This is a genomic window from Pseudodesulfovibrio karagichevae, assembly GCF_041414475.1.
In the GTDB taxonomy this organism is placed as follows: Bacteria; Desulfobacterota; Desulfovibrionia; order Desulfovibrionales; family Desulfovibrionaceae; genus Pseudodesulfovibrio; species Pseudodesulfovibrio karagichevae.
On the sequence record NZ_JBGLYH010000002.1, the window covers coordinates 65,213 to 82,366 of the forward strand.

The window sequence follows — 17,154 nt, forward strand, 5'->3', positions numbered from 1 at the left end:
CCCCCTAGATTTTGGCGACGTTCACAGTGGAACCGGCCCATGTGGAGGCGCCGGCGGCAGCCTCCGAGCTCACCGTGAGGATCTTGTAGACATTATCGCCCTTGCCCTTCGAGAACTCGTCGCCCACGGTGTGGCCCAACCCCAGGGGAGCGGCCACGACGCCGGGCATGACGCCTTCGAAGATCTGCACCAGGGCTTCGCATTCGCCCTTCCCGCCGGAGAGCTTGACCTTGGACCCGACGGATACGCCGAGCTGCTTGGCGGTGGCCGAACCCATCATCACGACCATGTGGTCGCCGACCAGCTGGTTGTTGCTGATGGTGCACGGCGCGTTGGGCGTGGTGGCCTGGTTGGCGGTGCCGACGTTGAGCAGGGTGTAGGGAGCCAGCCCCACGGCGCCGGTGCCCTTGACGGGAACCGCAGCCTTGCCCAGCACGTTGGCAGCAAGAGAGGCGGCCATCGGGGCCTCGCCCTCGACCACGTAAGCCTCGCCGCCCTGCAGGGCATCCATGTCCGCGCCGATGGCCTCCACCTTGGCGCCGAGGACCTCTTCGAAGGACTCGAAGCCGAGGTCGGCCAGGCCGAGGATGAAGGTGGCGGCGGAGGACGCGTCGACCGACGGTTTGCAGACCGGCACGCCCAGGGAATAGGTGGCGGCGGCCATGCCGTAGGGGCTGACCAGGTCGTCGAACCGCTCATAGGGATGCAGGCTCGGCAGGACCAGGTTGGCCGTGGCCGTGGTTTCGGTCTGGACCACGTCGAAGGCGACGGTGAAGCCGGCCTTGACCTTTTCGGGCAGGGCGTAGGCGGGGTTGGCCTCGTAGACGAACAGCAGGTCGGTGTCCACGCCTTCCAGGATGTCCGCCTTGAGCATCTCGGAGCGGCTCATGGCGGAGGGGATGGCCTTGGCGAACTCGGGCAGGGCCTTCATGGCGCCGCCGAGCAGCAGGTTCAGCGCGAACGCCGCGCCGTGGGCCGCGACCGGGCCGGCCGGAACGACCACCGGGTTGGAGGCGGTCAGCAGCTGCTTGGCCAGGGCGGCCATCTGGTCGGCCTTGACGCCGGTGGCTGCCTCGACCTTGGCCGGGGTGTACTCGCTCATGACCATGGCCTTGAACTGGCCGAAGTCGTCCGTATTGACGGACTTACCGGCCTGCAGGACATAGTAGGCGATGCCCAGGGTGAAGGCGGCCATGCCCTCGGCCGGAACCGGGACCCACTTGGAGGTCACGGAAGCGGTCTTGGTCTGCATGGGACCGGCGAAGATGAACTTGCCGGACTCGTTGGCCGCGAACGACTTGAGGTTGGCGACCGTCGGCCCCCAGGATTCCAGGGCGTCGGCCCCGGCCAGGAGGACCAGGTCGGCCCCTTCCAGGTCGTAGCCGATCTGGCCGGAGCCGCCCATCAGGCCGGTCCAGGCCTTGTCGGCCGCCTGCATGTCGCAGGGCATTACATAAAAGGCGTCGCTGCCCTTGTCGGCCAGCAGCGCGGAGAAGACCTCATTGGCGGTGCCGGTCTGATCGCCGGAGATGACCGCGATCTTGGAACCGGCGGCGGCCAGCTTTTCGGCCACGACCTCCCGGGCTTTCTCCCAGGAAATCTCTTGGCCGTCCAGCATGGGGGCCTTGATCCGGTTGGGGCTGTTCTTGACCTGGACGCCGTTGGCGCACAGGGGGCAGATGCCGCCTCCCGAGATCGGGTTGTCAACGTTGCCCATGGTCCCGAAGGGCTCACCGGCAACGGTCCGGACCTTCACGGCGCAACCGGACTCGCACATCTTGGACACGGTGGGCCTGTTCTCGACCGCCCCGTATTTCAACGTGGGGATCCAGGGCCAGTTCTGCGTCCAGATGGAGACATCATCAAGGGCTTTCCAGACCGTCGGAGTAAAAAGAATACCGACGGTGGCGCCCGCACCCAACTGAATAAAAGTTCTGCGTGCTACGCTCATTCTCAGTACCCCTTTACTTGTGACAGGTGTAGCAGGCGTTGGGCTGGCCCTTGAGGGCGTGACACCGTTCGCACTTCCACATCTTCATGGTGGTCTTGCTGTACCCGGACAGGATGTTGCGCTCCAAGGCCGGCGGCACATCGTTCGCCTGGATGTCCTTCGGATGGCAGAGGTTGCAGTTCTGCTCGGGGGCCTCGCCCTCGAAGACCGAGGGATCGACCACGTCGGACAATTCCTTCTTCAGGCTCGCCAAGTCCTCGATGGAGAGGCTCATGTGCGAAGCGTGCGAGAAGTAGACGTTGTCCGGCTGGTACTGGTAATTCAGCCAGGGGACTTCCTTGCCCTGGATAAGATACTTGACCACGTACTCGCGTTCGGCCTGCATCTTGTCCTCGTCCGAGGAAGCCAGATTGTCCTCGATGGCGCCGATGCCGGCCTTCATGATGGCGTCGTAGTCGGTCGGGTCGATGCCTTCCTCCGCAATGGCCGCCTGGGCCTCTTCGGGATCGACCGCGTGACATTCGGCGCAGACTTCGTTGGTCGGGAAACCGGCGTAGGTGCCGTCATCCCGGAAATAGTGACAGCTTTCGCAATCCATTCCCTGACCTTCCACGTGCACGGCGTGGCTGAACCAAACGGGTTGTTCCTCCTTTTCGAAGAACAGACCGGGGATAACAGCCCACCCCAAGACGCAGGTAGCCAGGAAGCCGATGATAAAGGGGAACACCCCTCCACACCGTTTTGATGCTTTTCTTTCCTCCATAACCTCGCCCCATCACTCTAAAGTTAATGTGAAAATCACACCAATTGAACTACGTTTCCATAAGGCACCAATCGTTTTGGTGTCAAGAGAATATGAAAATTTTCACGAACTCTTGAGCAGGTAAAACACTAAATATTCCAATTGGTAGCCAGCAACAATCGACCGGAAATCTATTTCTTCACCCGGCCGTAGACATCGTCGAAACGGACGATGTCGTCTTCCTCCAGGTACGGCCCGCTCTGTATCTCGATGATGTTCAGCGGGACCTTGCCCGGATTGGCCAGCCGGTGCTGGGAGGCCTTGGGAATGTCAACCGACTGGTTCTCCACCAGAATTCGCGGCTCGTTGTCCACCTCCACCTCGGCCGTGCCGTCCACCACCACCCAGTGCTCGCTGCGGTGATGGTGCATCTGCGAACTCAGGCGCGCCCCGGGCGTGACCTGGATGCGCTTGATCTTGTACTGCGGCCCCTCCTCCAGCACCGTGTAGTTGCCCCACGGGCGGTACACCGTGGTGTGGCTCTCCACCAGCCGGCTGCCCTGGGCCTTGAGGGCGGCGACCACGTCGCGCACGGTCTGCACCTGGTCCATGGGACAGGCCAGGGTGGCGTCCCGGGTCTGGACCATAATCATATCCTTGAGCCCGGACACGGCCAGCTTGCCGCCCTCGCTGATGAGCAGGCAGTTCGCGCAGTGCATGGCCAGGACGTCGCCCCGGACCACGTTGCCGTCCGCGTCCTTGTCGCCCAGCCGGTACATGGCCTCCCAGCTGCCCAGGTCGTCCCACTCGAACCCGGCCTTGACCACGGTGATGTTGTCGATCTTCTCGACCACGCCGTAGTCCACCGAGATGTTGGGGATGTCGCGGTACCCCTGGACCAGCGGGGCCTCGTCCCGGCCCATCCACCACTCCCACAGGGCAGGCTCGCACCGGGCCACCTGGGTCAAAAAATGCTTGGCCGAGAACAGGAACATGCCGCTGTTCCACAGGTGGGTGCCCTCGCGCAGGAACCGGTCCGCGGTCAGGAAGTCGGGCTTCTCCACGAACCCCTGGACCGCAAAGGCGTTGCCCCCGAGGTCCTCGCCCAGGGCGATGTACCCGTAGCCGGTCTCGGGCTTGTCCGGCTGCACGCCGAAGGTCACGAAGCGCTTTTGCGCGGCCAGCTCGGAGGCGCGCGCCAGGTCGCGGGCCCACGCCTTGCCGTCGCTGACGAGATGGTCGGACGGGAACACGGCGGCCAGGGCCTTGGGATTGGCCTCCACCACCCTGTCCAGGCCGAGCATGATGGCGGGCAGAGTGTTGCGGCCCAGCGGCTCGGCCAGGACCTGCCCTTCCAGCCCCTTGTCCAGGCCCGCCACTTGCTTGCGCACCTCGAAGACGTGCTCCTCGTTGGTCACCACCCAGATATGGTCCGGGGGGAAGACCGCGAGCACGCGGGCCACGGTCTGCTGCAACAGGGTGGACGTGCCCCCCAGGACCAGCAGCTGCTTGGGCAGCAGGTTCCGGGAGAGGGGCCACAGCCGGGTGCCGGACCCGCCCGCCAGGATGATGGCGTGGCAGTCCTCGGCGAACGACGGAGCGACCGGATCGGTTCGGGTCATGGATCAGTCCTCGAAGGTAAAGGGGGATTCGAAACCGGCCAGTCCGGGCAGCCGCCGGTCCTTTTCGGAAAGAATGGGCTCCCTGCCCTGCAGGGCGGGCGTCCAGTCCATGCCGATGTCCGGGTCGTCCCAGGCCAGGCCGCCCTCGTGGGCAGGCGAATACGGCGCGTCCACCTTGTACTGGAACTCGGTGTCCGGCATGATGGTCACGTACGCGTGGCCGAAACCCTTGGGGATGAACATGCGCTTGAAATTGGCGGCGCTCAGGATGACGTGCTCGGCCTGTCCGTAGGTGGGCGCCCCCTTGCGCAGGTCCACGACCACGTCCAGGACCGCGCCCCGCGTCACCCAGACCAGCTTGGCCTGGGCCATGGGCGGCACCTGGAAATGGAACCCGCGCAGCACGCCGACGTCCCTGGAGTAGGCGTGGTTGTCCTGGACGAACCCGCAGTCTATGCCGATCTCACGGAAATGCCCGGCGTTGTAGCTTTCCAGAAAAAAGCCCCGTTCATCCTGGAATACCTTGGGAACCAGGACGAGCAGACCGGGGAATTCCGTCTCATGGACCTGCATTCACGACTCCTTGCAAAAAGACAGGCGATTGGTGTTCATGTAGCCGAGTTCAGCAAGGGACACAACCCCGGCGCGAATTTCCCGGGACGACCCCTTGCAAAAATATGTCTCGAATCCGGTTCACATTTCAGCCTCAGTTTGCTAGGGCTCTGTGAGGAAGTTCACTTCAGCCGACCATGGGTGCATTTACATGAATTTTCTGGACATCATTCTCATCTGCATTGTCGCCCTTTTCGTCCTGCGCGGTCTCTTCCGCGGCCTGGTGCAGGAAGTCCTGTCGCTGATCGCCGTGGTCCTGGCCATTTTCCTGGCCTCCCGCTTCGACGACGCCCTGGCCCCGCACCTCAAGATGTACATCTCGAGCGACATCACGGTCAGCGCCCTGTCCTACTCGCTGATCTTCATCGGCACCCTGGTGGTGGTCTGGCTGGTGACCAAACTGATCCGCAGCGTGCTGGAGATCTCCCTGCTCGGCTGGATCGACCGCACCCTGGGCGGCGTCTTCGGCCTGCTCGAAGGCATGCTCATCTGCCTGGTGGGACTGATGTTCCTCCAGACCTTCGCCCCCAAGTCCGACATTCTCAATGAATCGTACATCGTGCCCAAGGCGCAGCACATGGTGGACAAGATGGGCGAATACGTCGACCTGCCCCAGGCCCTGGACTCGGCCAAGAGCGCGCTGGGCATCCGGCGCAGCGACGACGCCGAGTAGTGCCGGTTTTCACAACCCGCTTTCCCTTTCTTGCAAGGAGATTCGCCATGAGCGAAACGAAACATGACGCCCCGGCCCTGGCCATGCGCGAGCTGCTCGGGGTCATCGACGCCCTGATCGCGCCCGGCGGCTGCCCCTGGGACAAGGAACAGACCCCGCTGACCCTGTGCGACTACCTGGCCGAGGAGGCCTTCGAACTGATCGAGGGCATCCGCTCGGGCGACGCCCGCGAGGCCATGGAGGAACTGGGTGACGTCATGTTCATCCTCCTGTTCATGGCCACCCTGTACGAGCGGAAGGGCTCCCACACCCTGGCCGACTCGCTGAACTACAGCGCGGCCAAGATGATCCGCCGCCACCCCCACGTGTTCGGCGACAAGCACTTCGACGACATCACCGAGCTGTGGGACAACTGGGAAAAGACCAAGCGCGAGGAGAACAAGGGCACCAACCGCAAGCGGGTCTTCGACTCCCTGCCCTCGGGCCTGCCGCCCATGCTCAAGGCCTACCGCATCAACTCCAAGGCCGCCCGCAATGGGTTCACCTGGGAATCCGACCGGGACGTGGAGGCCCACCTCAAGGAGGAATGGGACGAATGGCAGGAGGCCATGGCCTCGGGCCACGCCGAGGAATCGGAAAAGGAATTCGGCGACTACCTGTTCACCCTGGTGGAGCTGGGCAGGCGCAAGGGCATCAAGGCCAACGCGGCGCTCGACTTCGCCAACCAGAAGTTCCTGGCCCGGTTCGCCAAGATGGAGGAGCTGGCCGAGATGCGCGGCCTCGTCCTGACCGACCTGGGCCTGGACGAGATGAACGGACTGTGGGACGAGGTCAAGGACTGGGAACAGTCCTAGCCGAACAGATACTCGAGAATATAGAACACGACGATACCCGCGCCGATGGCCGCGTACGTCAGCACTCACGGCGCGCAGCGCGACTTGAGCCTCCAGACGGCCAGGGCGGCCACGCCCGCTCCCGCCGCCACGGCGGCAATCAGCATCAATGTCCTGTCCATCGCTCCCTCCCAAGCGGCATCATGGCCAACCCGTGCGGCCGGTCCCAAAAAACACGTTTAATATGTAATAGGTGGCGAACAGAGTCCCGGCCAGGGTGATCCAGACGTAGAGCCTGGGCAGCACCGGCCGCTGCCAGCGGTGCAGCACCACGCCGACGACGGCGGTGATCGCGAAGGCGACGACGAGCCATATATAATCGATGTTCATGGGCCTCTCCCTATTCTCTCCATACACCCGTTTGTATTCATTGGCTATATTTTTCCTCAACCTACCCTAAAGATATACGGGAAAATGCCGAAAAGGCGGATAGGCGTTATTTCCGCCCTGAAGGCAGGAGAGTGCGTATGACCATGGCAATCGGCGGATTCGGAAGCTACTCGCCGTTCGACCAACAGACGTTCGGCGCTGCCGTGGTTTCCGAGACCCTGGACTACATGAACGACAGCGGCCCGAGCCCCGCTCCGGTGGACAAGGTCTCCGCCGAGGCGTCGCTCGTCTCGAAAACCCTGGATTACATGAACCCCGGGACCTCGACGGCGGACAAGGCCGGCCTGGCCCAAAGCTACAACTTCCAGACCGACGTCCTCGGCCCCTACGCCAAGGGCTCGGTCGTCAACACCATCATCTGACGGTTCGGAGATAACGCCCCGAAAGGACCCCCGCCCTTCCGCAATGGAGGGGCGGGGCTACTCTTTGGCGCAATGCGGAAAAAAACTTCCGAAAAATATCCATCCGCCGTACGCTGTGCATGGGACGGCGATCCGCCTTCCCCGACCGGCAACATCGGAGGCGACATGACGAACGAGGGCATGCGGGACCGCGCGGCGGGCGCGCTGATGGGCGCCTGGATCGGCGACGCGCTGGGGCTGGGCCCCCACTGGTACTACGACCTGGACGAACTGCGCCGCGACTACGGCCCGTGGATCACCGGCTACACCGACCCCAGGCCGGGCCGCTACCACGACGGCATGAAGGCCGGGCAGTCGTCCCAGTCCGGGTTCATCCTCGAACTGACCGCCCGCTCCCTCACCGAGCGCGGCGAATACGACGAGGCGGACTTCTGCCGCCGCATGGACGAAGAGCTCTTCCCCCTGCTCAACGGGCAACCGGCCAACGGTCCCGGCGGCTACACCAGCCAGTCCATCCGAGAGGCCTGGCGCAGGCGGGTGGAGCAAAAACTCCCCTGGGGCCAGACCGCCGGGCACGCCGACACCACCGAGGCCATCGAGCGCACCCTGGCCATCGCCGTGCGCTACGCCCTCGATCCGGGCCGCCTGGCCGAGGCGGTCAGCCGCAACGCGGCCCTGACCCAGTCCGACGACCTGGTCCTGTCCCTGACCGTGGCCTACGGCGCGGTGCTCGCCCAGCTCGTCCAGGGGAACGCGCTCGACGCGAGCCTGTCCGACAAGCTCATGGACCTCGTCAAGAAAAACGCCCTGCCCTTCCACGCCGTGACCCGCGACGGGCTCAAGCCCCCGCGCCCCGGCGACCCGGACCCGCCGCGCGCGGGCCGCTTCGCCTCGCCCGACGCCCTGCTCTCGCCGAGCTACATGGCCCGGGCCGCAGCCGATCCGGACATCCGCATCGAGCCCGCCTGGAAGGTCTCCCTGGTCTACGGCATGCCCTGCGCCATCTACCACATGCTCCCGGCGGCCTATTACCTGGCGGCCCGCTTCCGTGACGACTTCGAATCGGCCGTGCTGCACGCGCTCAACGGGGGCGGGCAGAACCAGGTCCGGGCCATCCTGGCCGGGACCCTCGTCGGGGCCCAGGTGGGGCTGTCCGGCATCCCCCAACGCTTCCTCGACGGCCTGGAACGGGGCGGGGAGCTGCGCGCCCTGGCCCTCGAACTGGCCGAACAGGCGGCCGAGCCGCCCGAAATATAAGGAAACGCCATGAACGATACCCGACACGGCTCCCCGGCCGTGATCTACGTCTCCCACGGGGCGGGCCCCCTGCCCCTGCTGGACGACCCCGGCCACGCGGAGATGATCGACAACCTCAAGGTCCTCGCCTCGCGCATCGTCAGGCCGTCCGCCATCCTGGTGGTCAGCGCGCACTGGGAGGAGGCCGCGCCGACCGTGACCGTCGGGGCCGACCAGCCGCTCTATTACGACTACTACGGCTTCCCGCCGGAGTCCTACGAGATCGCCTACCCCGCCCCCGGGGACGACGCCCTGTCCGGCGCCGTGCGCGAGGCCCTGGCCGCGCGCGGCTTGCCCTGCGGCACGGAGGGGGAGCGCGGCTTCGACCACGGCCTGTTCGTTCCGCTAAAGATCATGTACCCCGAGGCGGACATCCCCTGCGTCCAGCTGTCGCTGATCAAGGGACTCGCCCCGGCCGCGCACCTGGCCCTGGGCGAGGCCCTGGCCGGGCTCGATATTGAGAACCTGCTCATCCTCGGCTCGGGGTTCTCCTTCCACAACATGCGCGCCTTCTTCACCCCGGACACGGCCGAGACCACCAAGGCCAACGACGAGTTCCAGCACTGGCTCGTCGAAACCTGCGCCGACCCGGCCCTGAGCCAGGACGAACGCTCGGCGCGGCTGGTCCATTGGGAGGACGCCCCGCACGCCCGCTACTGCCACCCGCGCGAGGAGCACCTGCTGCCCCTGCACGTCTGCTGCGGCGCGACGGGCCGCCCGTGCGACGAGCACTTCCGGCTGACCATCATCGGCAAGGCCGCGAGCACCTATCTCTGGCAACCGGCCTGAACGGATTGAAGGGGAATCGGACCATTAGGCCCGGCCCCGCCGGGGAATGCCGACAAAACGACAAAAAAGGGGAGCCTCCCGGAAGGAGGCTCCCCTTTCCCTTTCGGGCGCGGGGCCTAGAGCTTGAGCCAGTTCCGGGCCACGTTCCGGCAGAAGTCCCCGGACTGCGGAACGAGCAGCGGAAACCGGCTGCGCATCTCGGCGAAAAACTCTTTGGTGAACTGGCCGCGATACTTGGCGTAGGCATCGATGTCGCCGCGCTCGAACTCGTCGAACCACGCCTGCGCACCGAGGGAATCCAGCTCCAGGTGGAACTGGAACCCGTAGGACGCGCGGCCGACGCGGAAGCACTGATTGGCGCAGTCCGCGCCCGTGACCAGCAGTTCGGCCCCCTCGGGCAGGTCGAAGGAGTCCTCGTGGAATTCCATGAGCGGCGGCACCGGCCCGGCCTGGCCCAGGACGGGGTCGGCACGGCCCGCCCCGGTCAGGGAGAGCGGCACGTAGCCGAACTCCAGCGCGGGCATGGTCCAGGCCCCGGCGCCGTGCGCGCGGGCCAGGAGCTGGCAGCCCAGGCAGATGCCCGCCACGGGCTTTCCGGCCGCGTCGAAGTCGCGCATCAGTTGCAGCAGCGCCGGGAAATGCGGCGTCTTCTCGTCGTCGAAGGCGTGCTGCGGGCCGCCCAGAACCACCAGCCGGTCGAAGCCGTCGGGCGTGGCCGGAAGCGGGTCCCCTTCCGTGGGCATGATCGTGGTCAGGACGCAGCCCTGCCGCGCCAGCTCCTTGGTGAAATTGCCGCCGGGCGACTCGTCCGAGTGCTGGACCACCAGCACGCTCGAACCGACGACGCCGTCCTTGGGGCACGGCTCCACCGTGACCCTGGACTCGTAGAACGGGGTGCCCTGGCCCACCACGGACGCGATGTCCTTGGTCAGGAAATTGAACCCGTGGCCCGCCTTGTTCCAGCCGCCGCGCTCGGTGATGAGCACGTCGTGGCGCATGGCCTCGTCCACCTTGAGCAGGGCCATGAGTCGGCCGTATGGGCTGCGCACGACCACATGGCCGCCGTCGGTCAAGCCCCGCTTGCGGGCCTCGGCCGTGCTCAGGACGACCTCCGGCAGGGCGTCGTGCTCGGCCAGGGTGCGCTCGGAACAGATGTAACCGTGAGGCGCGATGGTCAGGAGCTTGTAGGGGTACTCCGGGTCCTCGTCCTGGAGCACGGCCGGATCGAACTCGGTCATGAACCGGAACTTGCCGGACTCGGTGGGGAACATGCCGTCCGCATACGGGACCATGGGCGCTTCCAGGCGGAACGGGCCCTTGCGCAGGCTTTCGAGGTCCGTGCCCTGCTGCCAGAGCGGGGCGCAGATGGCCTGCAGCCATTGGTCCACGGACCGCTGGTATTGGCAGGCGAACGTGAACCGCCCGGCCAGTTCCTGGAACATTTGGAATTCGGATTTGGTCTCGCCCACCGGCTCGATGGCCGCATTGACCGGCCCCACGAAATTGTGGCCGTAGCTGGCCATGAGGTCGTCTTCCTCAAGAAAGGTCGTGGCGGGCCAGAATATATCGGCCAGTTCGGCGGTGTCGTCCAGGAAATGGCCGGAATAGACGACCATCTGGGCCTTCCTGAACGCCCTGACGATCTTGTCCGCGTTGGGGGCCATGCACACCGGGTTGCCCGCCGTGACCACGATCATGCGGATCTCCGGGTCGCGGGCGTTCAGGATCTCCTCGCCCACCTTGGCGATGAGCAGGGTCCGGTGGTCCGGGTGCAGGTGGTCGCCCCAGTACGCCTGATCGTAGGGGCCGTATTCCTCGAACCCCTGGCTGACCCCGCCGCCCGCCACGCCGAGGATGCCCGCGACGCCGCCGAGCGCGTCGATGGGCCGGATGGCGTAGTGGGCGTACTCGTGGCGGTGCAGCCCCCAGCCGAGCAGGATGGAGGTCGGAAACTGGTTCATCAGCGTGTCGGCCAAAAGCTCCGCGTCCGTGACCGGGACTCCGGCCAGGGAGCAGAGCTCGGGCACGGAAAAGGAATCCAGGATACCCTTGTACTCGGCCCAGCCCTCGGCCCGGTTCTCGATAAAATCGCGGTCCTCGGCCCCGGCCTCCAGGATGAGCTTGGCCGCGGCCATGGCCAGGCAGCCGTCGCGGCCGGGCTTGGGCCGCACGTGATGGGTGGCGATGTTCACGGACAGGCTGCGCGCCGGGTCCACGACCACCACGCGGCCGCCGCGCTTCTTGATGTCCTTGGCGATCCTGACCAGGGAGATGTTGGTGGACACCGGGTTGCGCGCCCACAGGATCATGGATCTGGAATTGAAGTGGTCCAGCGGGTCGTGGGACACGCGCTCGCCGAAGTCGAGGTTCTGGGCCCCCTGCCCCGCCCCGCCGCACAGGGAGCCGCGCATGGTCGTGGCCCCGCCGAGCAGGTTGAAGAAATACTTGTTCAGGAGCTTGAGGGCCGTGCGCTCGCCGTACCCCTGGTAATAGAGGACCGCCTCAGGCCCGGACTCGGCCACCACCGATTTGAGCTTATCGGCCACCAGGTCCAGGACCTCGTCCCAGGTGGCCCGCCGCCACTGCCCGTCCACCTTGCGCAGGGGGTGGGTGATCCGCTCGGCGCTGTACACGCGCTTGATGTACTTGGCGGTTTTGTGGCAGGCCGCGCCGCCGGTCAGGGGATGGTCCGGATCGCCCGAGAGCTTGACCAGCCGCCCGTTCTCCACGGTGGCGATGAGCCCGCAGGAGTTGGGACAGTCGCGGGTACAGGTGGTGACGATCTTGCGTTGGCTCATTCTTCTGTTTCCTTTTCTTGACCGTCTGAGTCCGGTTCACAACAGGCCAGGCCCGAGGCCCGGCGCAGGGCCATGCACCCGCCCTGGCAGCGGCGCATGAAGTCCCGGCATTCCAGGCAGTCCGTGGACACGTTGGCCTTGCGGATGGGCCGCACCCGCTCGGCGAAATGCCACATGACCGCGTCCTGGTTGGGGAAGGCGGTCACGTCCGGCACCGAGATGTCGCGCATGGGCAGGCAATAGGACGCGGACAGGTCCGGGTGCACGTCGATGGACGGATGGCAAACCCCGGAAAACTTCATGGACACCCGCTCCAGGTAGTTCCGATCCTCGATCCTGAGGTCGCACAATCGAACGCTGCAATCAAGCCCGGTGCGCACGCCCCGCTCCTCGCACGCCTTCACGAAACGGACGATGTGCGAGATGATCCGCCGGGTGTCGTCGTTGGTGAAGTGGTCATTGCCCGCCGAGATGGACGGCCGGGAGATGTCGTAGCGCACGGACTGCACCCCGTATTTCGCGCACGCCTCGAGCAGGTAGTCGTACTCGCAGTACCGGCTCGAGAAGTTCTTGGAGAAGGTCAGCCGGGCCCCGGAGGCCGCTATGCGCGACAGGTTCGCGTCCAGCAGCGCGGCCTGCTTTTCCGTGTACATGGACGGCTCGTTGCAGTTGACCACGAAGTTGGAGACCACGGGCGCGAGCCGGTCGGCCAGTTCCGAGGGGAACAGCCCGTTGGTGAACAGCACCGGGGAGATGCCCGCCTCGGCCGTGCGCTCGATCATGTACGCCAGCAGCGGGTGCAGGGTCGGCTCGCCGCCGATGAAGGCCGCGGCCGGGAGCTGCGCCCGTTCCATCCATTCGAGGAGCCGGTCGAAGCCGGCCTCGGTCAGGTCCTCGGGGTACTCGGCGTGCAGCTCCCTGGCGAAGCAGTAGGAACAGGCCAGGTTGCACCGGTAGGTGACGAAGATGTTGATCATGCCCGCAGCCGCAACCCTGTCTCGATGTCGAAGGCGACCATGCGCTCGGTGTGCACCGGGGTCACGCCGATGGGCTCGTTGAGCGCCAGGCCGGGCACGTCGCGGCTGTCGATGAGCACGCGGAACTCCGCGTCCTTGACGCGCACCGTGGCCACGGACTTGGGCCCGAGGGGCTCGATGTCCACCAGCTCGCCCGCCGCCGGGGCGTCCTCCGGGGAGGTCAGGGCCAGGTTCTCCGGGCGGATGCCCAGCTCGAACCCGCGGCCCTTGGCCTTGAGTGCTGCGGCCAGGTGGGCGGGAGCGGCCAGGGTGACCCCGGCCGCCGCGATGCGGACGTTGCCCGTACCTTCGTCATAAACGCCCTCGAACAGGTTGATCTGGGGCGCGCCCACGAAACAGGCGGTCTCGCGGTCGGCGGGCAGGTCGTAGATGGTCTGGGGCGCGTCCACCTGGACCACCCTGCCCTTGCTCAGCATGATCACCGTGTCGGCGATGGCCATGGCCTCGTGGTAGTCGGGGGTGGCCATCAGGAAGGTGTAGCCCTGCTCGCGCTGCATGCGCCGCAGTTCCGCGCGCAACTCGATGCGCAGCTTGGCGTCCAGGCTGGACAGAGGCTCGTCGAGCAGGAAGAGCTGGGGCGTGCGGATGAGCGCCCGGCCCAGGGCCACGCGCTGCTTCTCGCCGCCGGACATGGTCTTGGGCAGCCGCCCGAGCACGTGGCCGATCTGCAGGGTCTTGGCGATGGCCTCCACCCGCTCCCTGATAGTGCCCTCCGGCTCCCTGCGGATGACCAGGGGCGAGGCGATGTTGTCATAGCCGCTCTTGTTCGGATACAGCGCCAGGTTGTCGAAGATCATGGCCACGTTGCGGTCGCGCGGCTCCCACTGGCCCACGTCCTGCCCGCCCAGGAGCACGCGCCCCTGTTCCGGCGTCTCGAGCCCGGCGATGATGCGCAGGGTCGTGGTCTTGCCCGCCCCGGCCGGGCCGAGGATAACGGTCAGGGAGGCGTCGGGCACGGTGAAATCCACCTCGCCCAGAGCCTGGTTGTCCCGGAACCGCTTGCTCACGGCTTCCAGGCGCAGTACGGGGGGCCGGCCCCCGGTGTTGGCGGTCGTCATCAGAATAACCTCCCCGCCACGGCGATTTCCTCGCGGCGGTTGCTGTCCCCGCCGAAGAAGACCAGGGAGTCGAAGTCTATGTCCAATCCCACGGGGTCGCCCGTGCGCAGGCAGTCCGAGGGCGGCGTGACCAGGGTCAGCGTCTCGTTGCCCGTCTCCACGGTGACGACCATCTCCGGGCCGCGCGGCTCCACGTTGTGGACCCGGCCGGTGATGGCGGGCGACGGCGAAGCCGAGAGGCACAGGGCCTCGGGCCGCACGCCCAGGGTGTAGTATCCGGTGGGGGCCGAACCGTCGGCGCTCTCCCCCATGGCCAGGCGGAAGCCGTCCTTGCGAAACTCGACGGCCCCGCCTTTGGTCGCGAACTTGCCGCGCAGCAGGTTCATGGGCGGCGAGCCCAGGAACCCGGCCACGAAGGTGTGGTCCGGCCGGGCGAAGATGGCCGAGGTCTCCTCCACCTGGAGGATGTGGCCCGCGTTCATGACCGCAATGCGGTCGGCCAGCGACAGCGCCTCCACCTGGTCGTGGGTCACGTAGATGATGGTCAGGCCGATCTCGCTCTGGAGCCGCCGCAGCTCGCGGCGCATGGCCAGCCGGGCCTCGGCCTCCAGGTTGGACAGGGGTTCGTCCAGGAGCAGGATCTCCGGCTTGGTCACCAGGGTGCGGCCGATGGCCACCCGCTGGAGTTCCGAACCGCCCAGCTCACGCACGCTGACGTCGAGCTTGTCCTTCATGCCGAGCAGTTCGGCCACGCCCTCCACGGCCCGGTTGATCTCGAGCACGTACTTGCCGCGCACCTCCAGGCCGAAGGCCAGGTTCTTGCGCACGGTCATGTGGGTGAAGACCGCGTAGTCCTGGAAGACCAGCCCCACGTTGCGCTTGCCCGCCGGGGTGTTGACCACGGTGGCCCCGTCGATCTGGATGTCGCCGCCGGTGGGCTGCTCCAGGCCGACGATCATGTTCAGGGTGGTGGACTTGCCGCAGCCGCTTGATCCCAGCAGGGCCACGGTCTCCCCGGCCTCCACGGCCAGGTCGATATTGTCCACGGCGATGACGTTGCCGTCGGAATATTCCTTGCGCAGCTGCACCAGTTCCAATTTGGGTCTACTCATTGCTTGATCGCTCCGAATGTCATGCCACGGGCGAGGTGGCCTTGGATGAGGTAGCCGACGATGACCAGGGGAACCATGGCCAGCACGGCCAGGGCGGCCTGCACGCCGTACAGGGTCCCGGCCGTGGCCGTGACGTACTTGGCGAGCTGGACCGGGATGGTCGAGATGTTCGAATAGGACAGGACCAGGGCGAACATGAACTCCGACCAGTTGAGGATGAAGATGAACATGGTCGTGGCGAACAGCCCGCCCCGGATGAGCGGGATGGTCACGGTCAGGTGCGCGGCCAGCTTGCCGCGCCCGTCGATCATGGCCGCCTCCTCGATCTCGCGCGGCAGGTCGTCCACGAAGGATTTGAGCATCCAGGTGGAGAACGGCAGCGTGACCGCCACGTAGATGGCGATGAGCCCCGTGTAGCTGTCGATGAGCCCGACGTTCGAGAAGATGATCACGAACGGCACGGCGATGGCCGCGGGCGGAAACATGCGCCCGGACAGGATGATCAGCGGCGTGGACTTGGAGTTGTTCCCGTAGCGCGAGATGCCGATGGCCGAGAAAAGCCCGATGATCACGGACAGGGTGGTCGAGACGATGGTCGCCAGCAGCGAGCCGAAGACCGCCTTGGTGGCGGGCTGGCTCACGCCGCCCACGCCGTACTTGCCGAGCGCGTCCGGGTCGAACAGGGTCTGGAAGTTGACGAAGGTCGGTTCGGACGGGACCCAGATGGCCGGGGAGGCGTTCCAGTCCGTGGGCGGCTTGATGGCCGTCATCAGGATCCAGAAGACCGGGAACAGGACCACGACCAGGGACACGCCCATGATCACGGTCTGCACGGGGGTGAGTTTCTTGTCTTGCATTTACTTGTCGCCCTCCAGGAGCTGGTTGCGCACCGGGGCGAGCAGCATGTGGACCAGCAGGAGCGATCCCACCAGGACCAGGAAGGCCGCGGCCGCGCCGTAGGCGAGCTGAAAATCGTTGAAGGCCAGCTTGTAGATGTACAGGCTGATGGTCTCGGTGGAGGAGCCGGGGCCGCCCCGCGTGAGCATGTAGACCTCGTCGAAGAGCTTGATGACCTCCATGGCCCGGATGACGAAGGCCACGATGATGACCGGCTTGAGCGTGGGCATGACCACGCGCCAGAACACTTGGCGGGGGTTGGCCCCGAGGATGACCGCCGCCCGGATCGGGTTCTCGGGCACGGAGTTGAGCCCGGAGAGCAGGATCAGGAAGAAGAGCGGCGTCCAGTGCCAGACCTCGGTGACGATGACCGCCAGGATCGCCGGTGCGGCGGACCGGAACCAGTCCATGGCGGCCTGGGCCCCGAACACAAATTCGAGCATCTGGTTGATGGGCCCGTTGGACTGGAAGAGCATCCAGAAGATGTACCCCACCACCACGGGCAGGATCATCATGGGCGTCAGGAAGGCCGAGAAGAGCACGGACTTGCCCCGGAATTTCCGCAGGAACAGGACCGCCAGGCCGAGGCCGAAGGTGAACTCGAGACACAGGCTGATGCCCGAGATGAGGATGGTCCGGATGACCGCGTAGATGAACCGGGTGTCCCAGACGAGCAGTTCCGAATAGTTGTCGAAGCCCACGAACGAGGCGTCGAACAGGGAGCCGCGCGTGGGGGACCAGTCCGTGAAGCTCATGTACAATGCCACCAGAAGCGGCATGACCAGGACCAGCAGGGAGACCACCTGTCCCGGCACGGTAAAGACGCGGGCGATGGCCTTGTTGCTGAACCCCTTGCGGTTTGACGAAGTGCCGATAGCTGTTTGTGTCACGTTTTCCACCTTGCCGGTCCGGGGCGCGCGCC

Annotated in this window: 16 protein-coding genes; 5 read left to right on the forward strand and 11 right to left on the reverse strand. The window is 65.8% G+C overall.

The window, feature by feature from the left end; all coding sequences use genetic code 11:
* Nucleotides 1–4 precede the first annotated feature (4 nt).
* From qrcB to rfbC, 4 genes are all read right to left on the reverse strand, one after another.
* Nucleotides 5–1,951 carry a menaquinone reductase molybdopterin-binding-like subunit QrcB gene (qrcB, locus tag AB6M95_RS01110; RefSeq protein ID WP_371384884.1) on the reverse strand — a complete coding sequence of 649 codons (1,947 nt, stop codon included), beginning with the start codon at nt 1,949–1,951 and terminating at the stop codon, nt 5–7.
* A 13-nt stretch (nt 1,952–1,964) separates the two neighbouring features.
* Nucleotides 1,965–2,714: a cytochrome c3 family protein gene (locus AB6M95_RS01115; protein WP_371384885.1), complete on the reverse strand. Its 750-nt coding sequence runs from the start codon at nt 2,712–2,714 to the stop codon at nt 1,965–1,967.
* 170 nt (nt 2,715–2,884) lie between these two features.
* Nucleotides 2,885–4,315, reverse strand: coding sequence for a mannose-1-phosphate guanylyltransferase/mannose-6-phosphate isomerase (locus AB6M95_RS01120; protein WP_371384886.1), 1,431 nt, complete (start codon nt 4,313–4,315; stop codon nt 2,885–2,887).
* 3 nt (nt 4,316–4,318) lie between these two features.
* Nucleotides 4,319–4,888: a dTDP-4-dehydrorhamnose 3,5-epimerase gene (rfbC, locus tag AB6M95_RS01125; RefSeq protein WP_371384887.1), complete on the reverse strand. Its 570-nt coding sequence runs from the start codon at nt 4,886–4,888 to the stop codon at nt 4,319–4,321.
* A 190-nt stretch (nt 4,889–5,078) separates the two neighbouring features.
* Between rfbC and AB6M95_RS01130 the strand changes: the two genes are divergently transcribed.
* Both AB6M95_RS01130 and mazG read left to right on the forward strand, forming a co-directional pair.
* Entirely contained in the window at nt 5,079–5,600 is a 522-nt protein-coding gene (locus AB6M95_RS01130) for a CvpA family protein (RefSeq protein ID WP_371384888.1), read from the forward strand.
* 47 nt (nt 5,601–5,647) lie between these two features.
* Nucleotides 5,648–6,454: a nucleoside triphosphate pyrophosphohydrolase gene (mazG, locus tag AB6M95_RS01135; RefSeq protein WP_371384889.1), complete on the forward strand. Its 807-nt coding sequence runs from the start codon at nt 5,648–5,650 to the stop codon at nt 6,452–6,454.
* 180 nt (nt 6,455–6,634) lie between these two features.
* On the opposite strand, the gene AB6M95_RS01140 is transcribed toward mazG, so the two are convergent.
* On the reverse strand, nt 6,635–6,823 hold the full coding sequence (locus AB6M95_RS01140; RefSeq protein ID WP_371384890.1) for a hypothetical protein: 189 nt from the start codon (nt 6,821–6,823) through the stop codon (nt 6,635–6,637).
* Between the two features lie 137 nt (nt 6,824–6,960).
* Here AB6M95_RS01140 and AB6M95_RS01145 point away from each other — a divergent pair, with 137 nt between their 5' ends.
* The 3 genes from AB6M95_RS01145 to AB6M95_RS01155 all read left to right on the forward strand — a co-directional run bounded on the left by AB6M95_RS01145 (nt 6,961) and on the right by AB6M95_RS01155 (nt 9,330).
* The gene (locus tag AB6M95_RS01145) at nt 6,961–7,245 is read left to right on the forward strand and encodes a hypothetical protein (protein ID WP_371384891.1); all 285 of its coding nucleotides are present in this window, start codon (nt 6,961–6,963) and stop codon (nt 7,243–7,245) included.
* 165 nt (nt 7,246–7,410) lie between these two features.
* Nucleotides 7,411–8,502, forward strand: coding sequence for an ADP-ribosylglycohydrolase family protein (locus tag AB6M95_RS01150; protein ID WP_371384892.1), 1,092 nt, complete (start codon nt 7,411–7,413; stop codon nt 8,500–8,502).
* A 9-nt stretch (nt 8,503–8,511) separates the two neighbouring features.
* Complete coding sequence (locus tag AB6M95_RS01155) at nt 8,512–9,330, forward strand: DODA-type extradiol aromatic ring-opening family dioxygenase (protein ID WP_371384893.1); 819 nt, start codon at nt 8,512–8,514, stop codon at nt 9,328–9,330.
* 116 nt (nt 9,331–9,446) lie between these two features.
* Here AB6M95_RS01155 and AB6M95_RS01160 read toward each other — a convergent pair whose 3' ends face one another.
* Genes AB6M95_RS01160 through AB6M95_RS01185 form a run of 6 tightly spaced genes read right to left on the reverse strand, consistent with a single transcriptional unit; the run spans nt 9,447 to nt 17,122 of the window.
* Nucleotides 9,447–12,128: a molybdopterin-dependent oxidoreductase gene (locus tag AB6M95_RS01160; protein WP_371384894.1), complete on the reverse strand. Its 2,682-nt coding sequence runs from the start codon at nt 12,126–12,128 to the stop codon at nt 9,447–9,449.
* The gene (locus AB6M95_RS01165; RefSeq protein ID WP_371384895.1) at nt 12,125–13,105 is read right to left on the reverse strand and encodes a radical SAM protein; all 981 of its coding nucleotides are present in this window, start codon (nt 13,103–13,105) and stop codon (nt 12,125–12,127) included. The genes AB6M95_RS01160 and AB6M95_RS01165 overlap by 4 nt, the downstream gene beginning before the upstream one ends.
* A complete protein-coding gene (locus AB6M95_RS01170; protein ID WP_371384896.1) occupies nt 13,102–14,223 on the reverse strand; it encodes an ABC transporter ATP-binding protein in 1,122 nt (373 codons plus the stop codon). Before AB6M95_RS01170 ends, AB6M95_RS01165 begins: the two co-directional genes overlap by 4 nt.
* Nucleotides 14,223–15,335, reverse strand: a complete 1,113-nt coding sequence (locus tag AB6M95_RS01175) for an ABC transporter ATP-binding protein (RefSeq protein ID WP_371384897.1) — start codon at nt 15,333–15,335, stop codon at nt 14,223–14,225. The genes AB6M95_RS01170 and AB6M95_RS01175 overlap by 1 nt, the downstream gene beginning before the upstream one ends.
* Nucleotides 15,332–16,192, reverse strand: coding sequence for a carbohydrate ABC transporter permease (locus AB6M95_RS01180; protein WP_371384898.1), 861 nt, complete (start codon nt 16,190–16,192; stop codon nt 15,332–15,334). The genes AB6M95_RS01175 and AB6M95_RS01180 overlap by 4 nt, the downstream gene beginning before the upstream one ends.
* Nucleotides 16,193–17,122 (reverse strand): carbohydrate ABC transporter permease, encoded by a 930-nt coding sequence (locus tag AB6M95_RS01185; protein WP_371384899.1) that lies wholly within the window; start codon nt 17,120–17,122, stop codon nt 16,193–16,195.
* Nucleotides 17,123–17,154 lie beyond the last annotated feature (32 nt).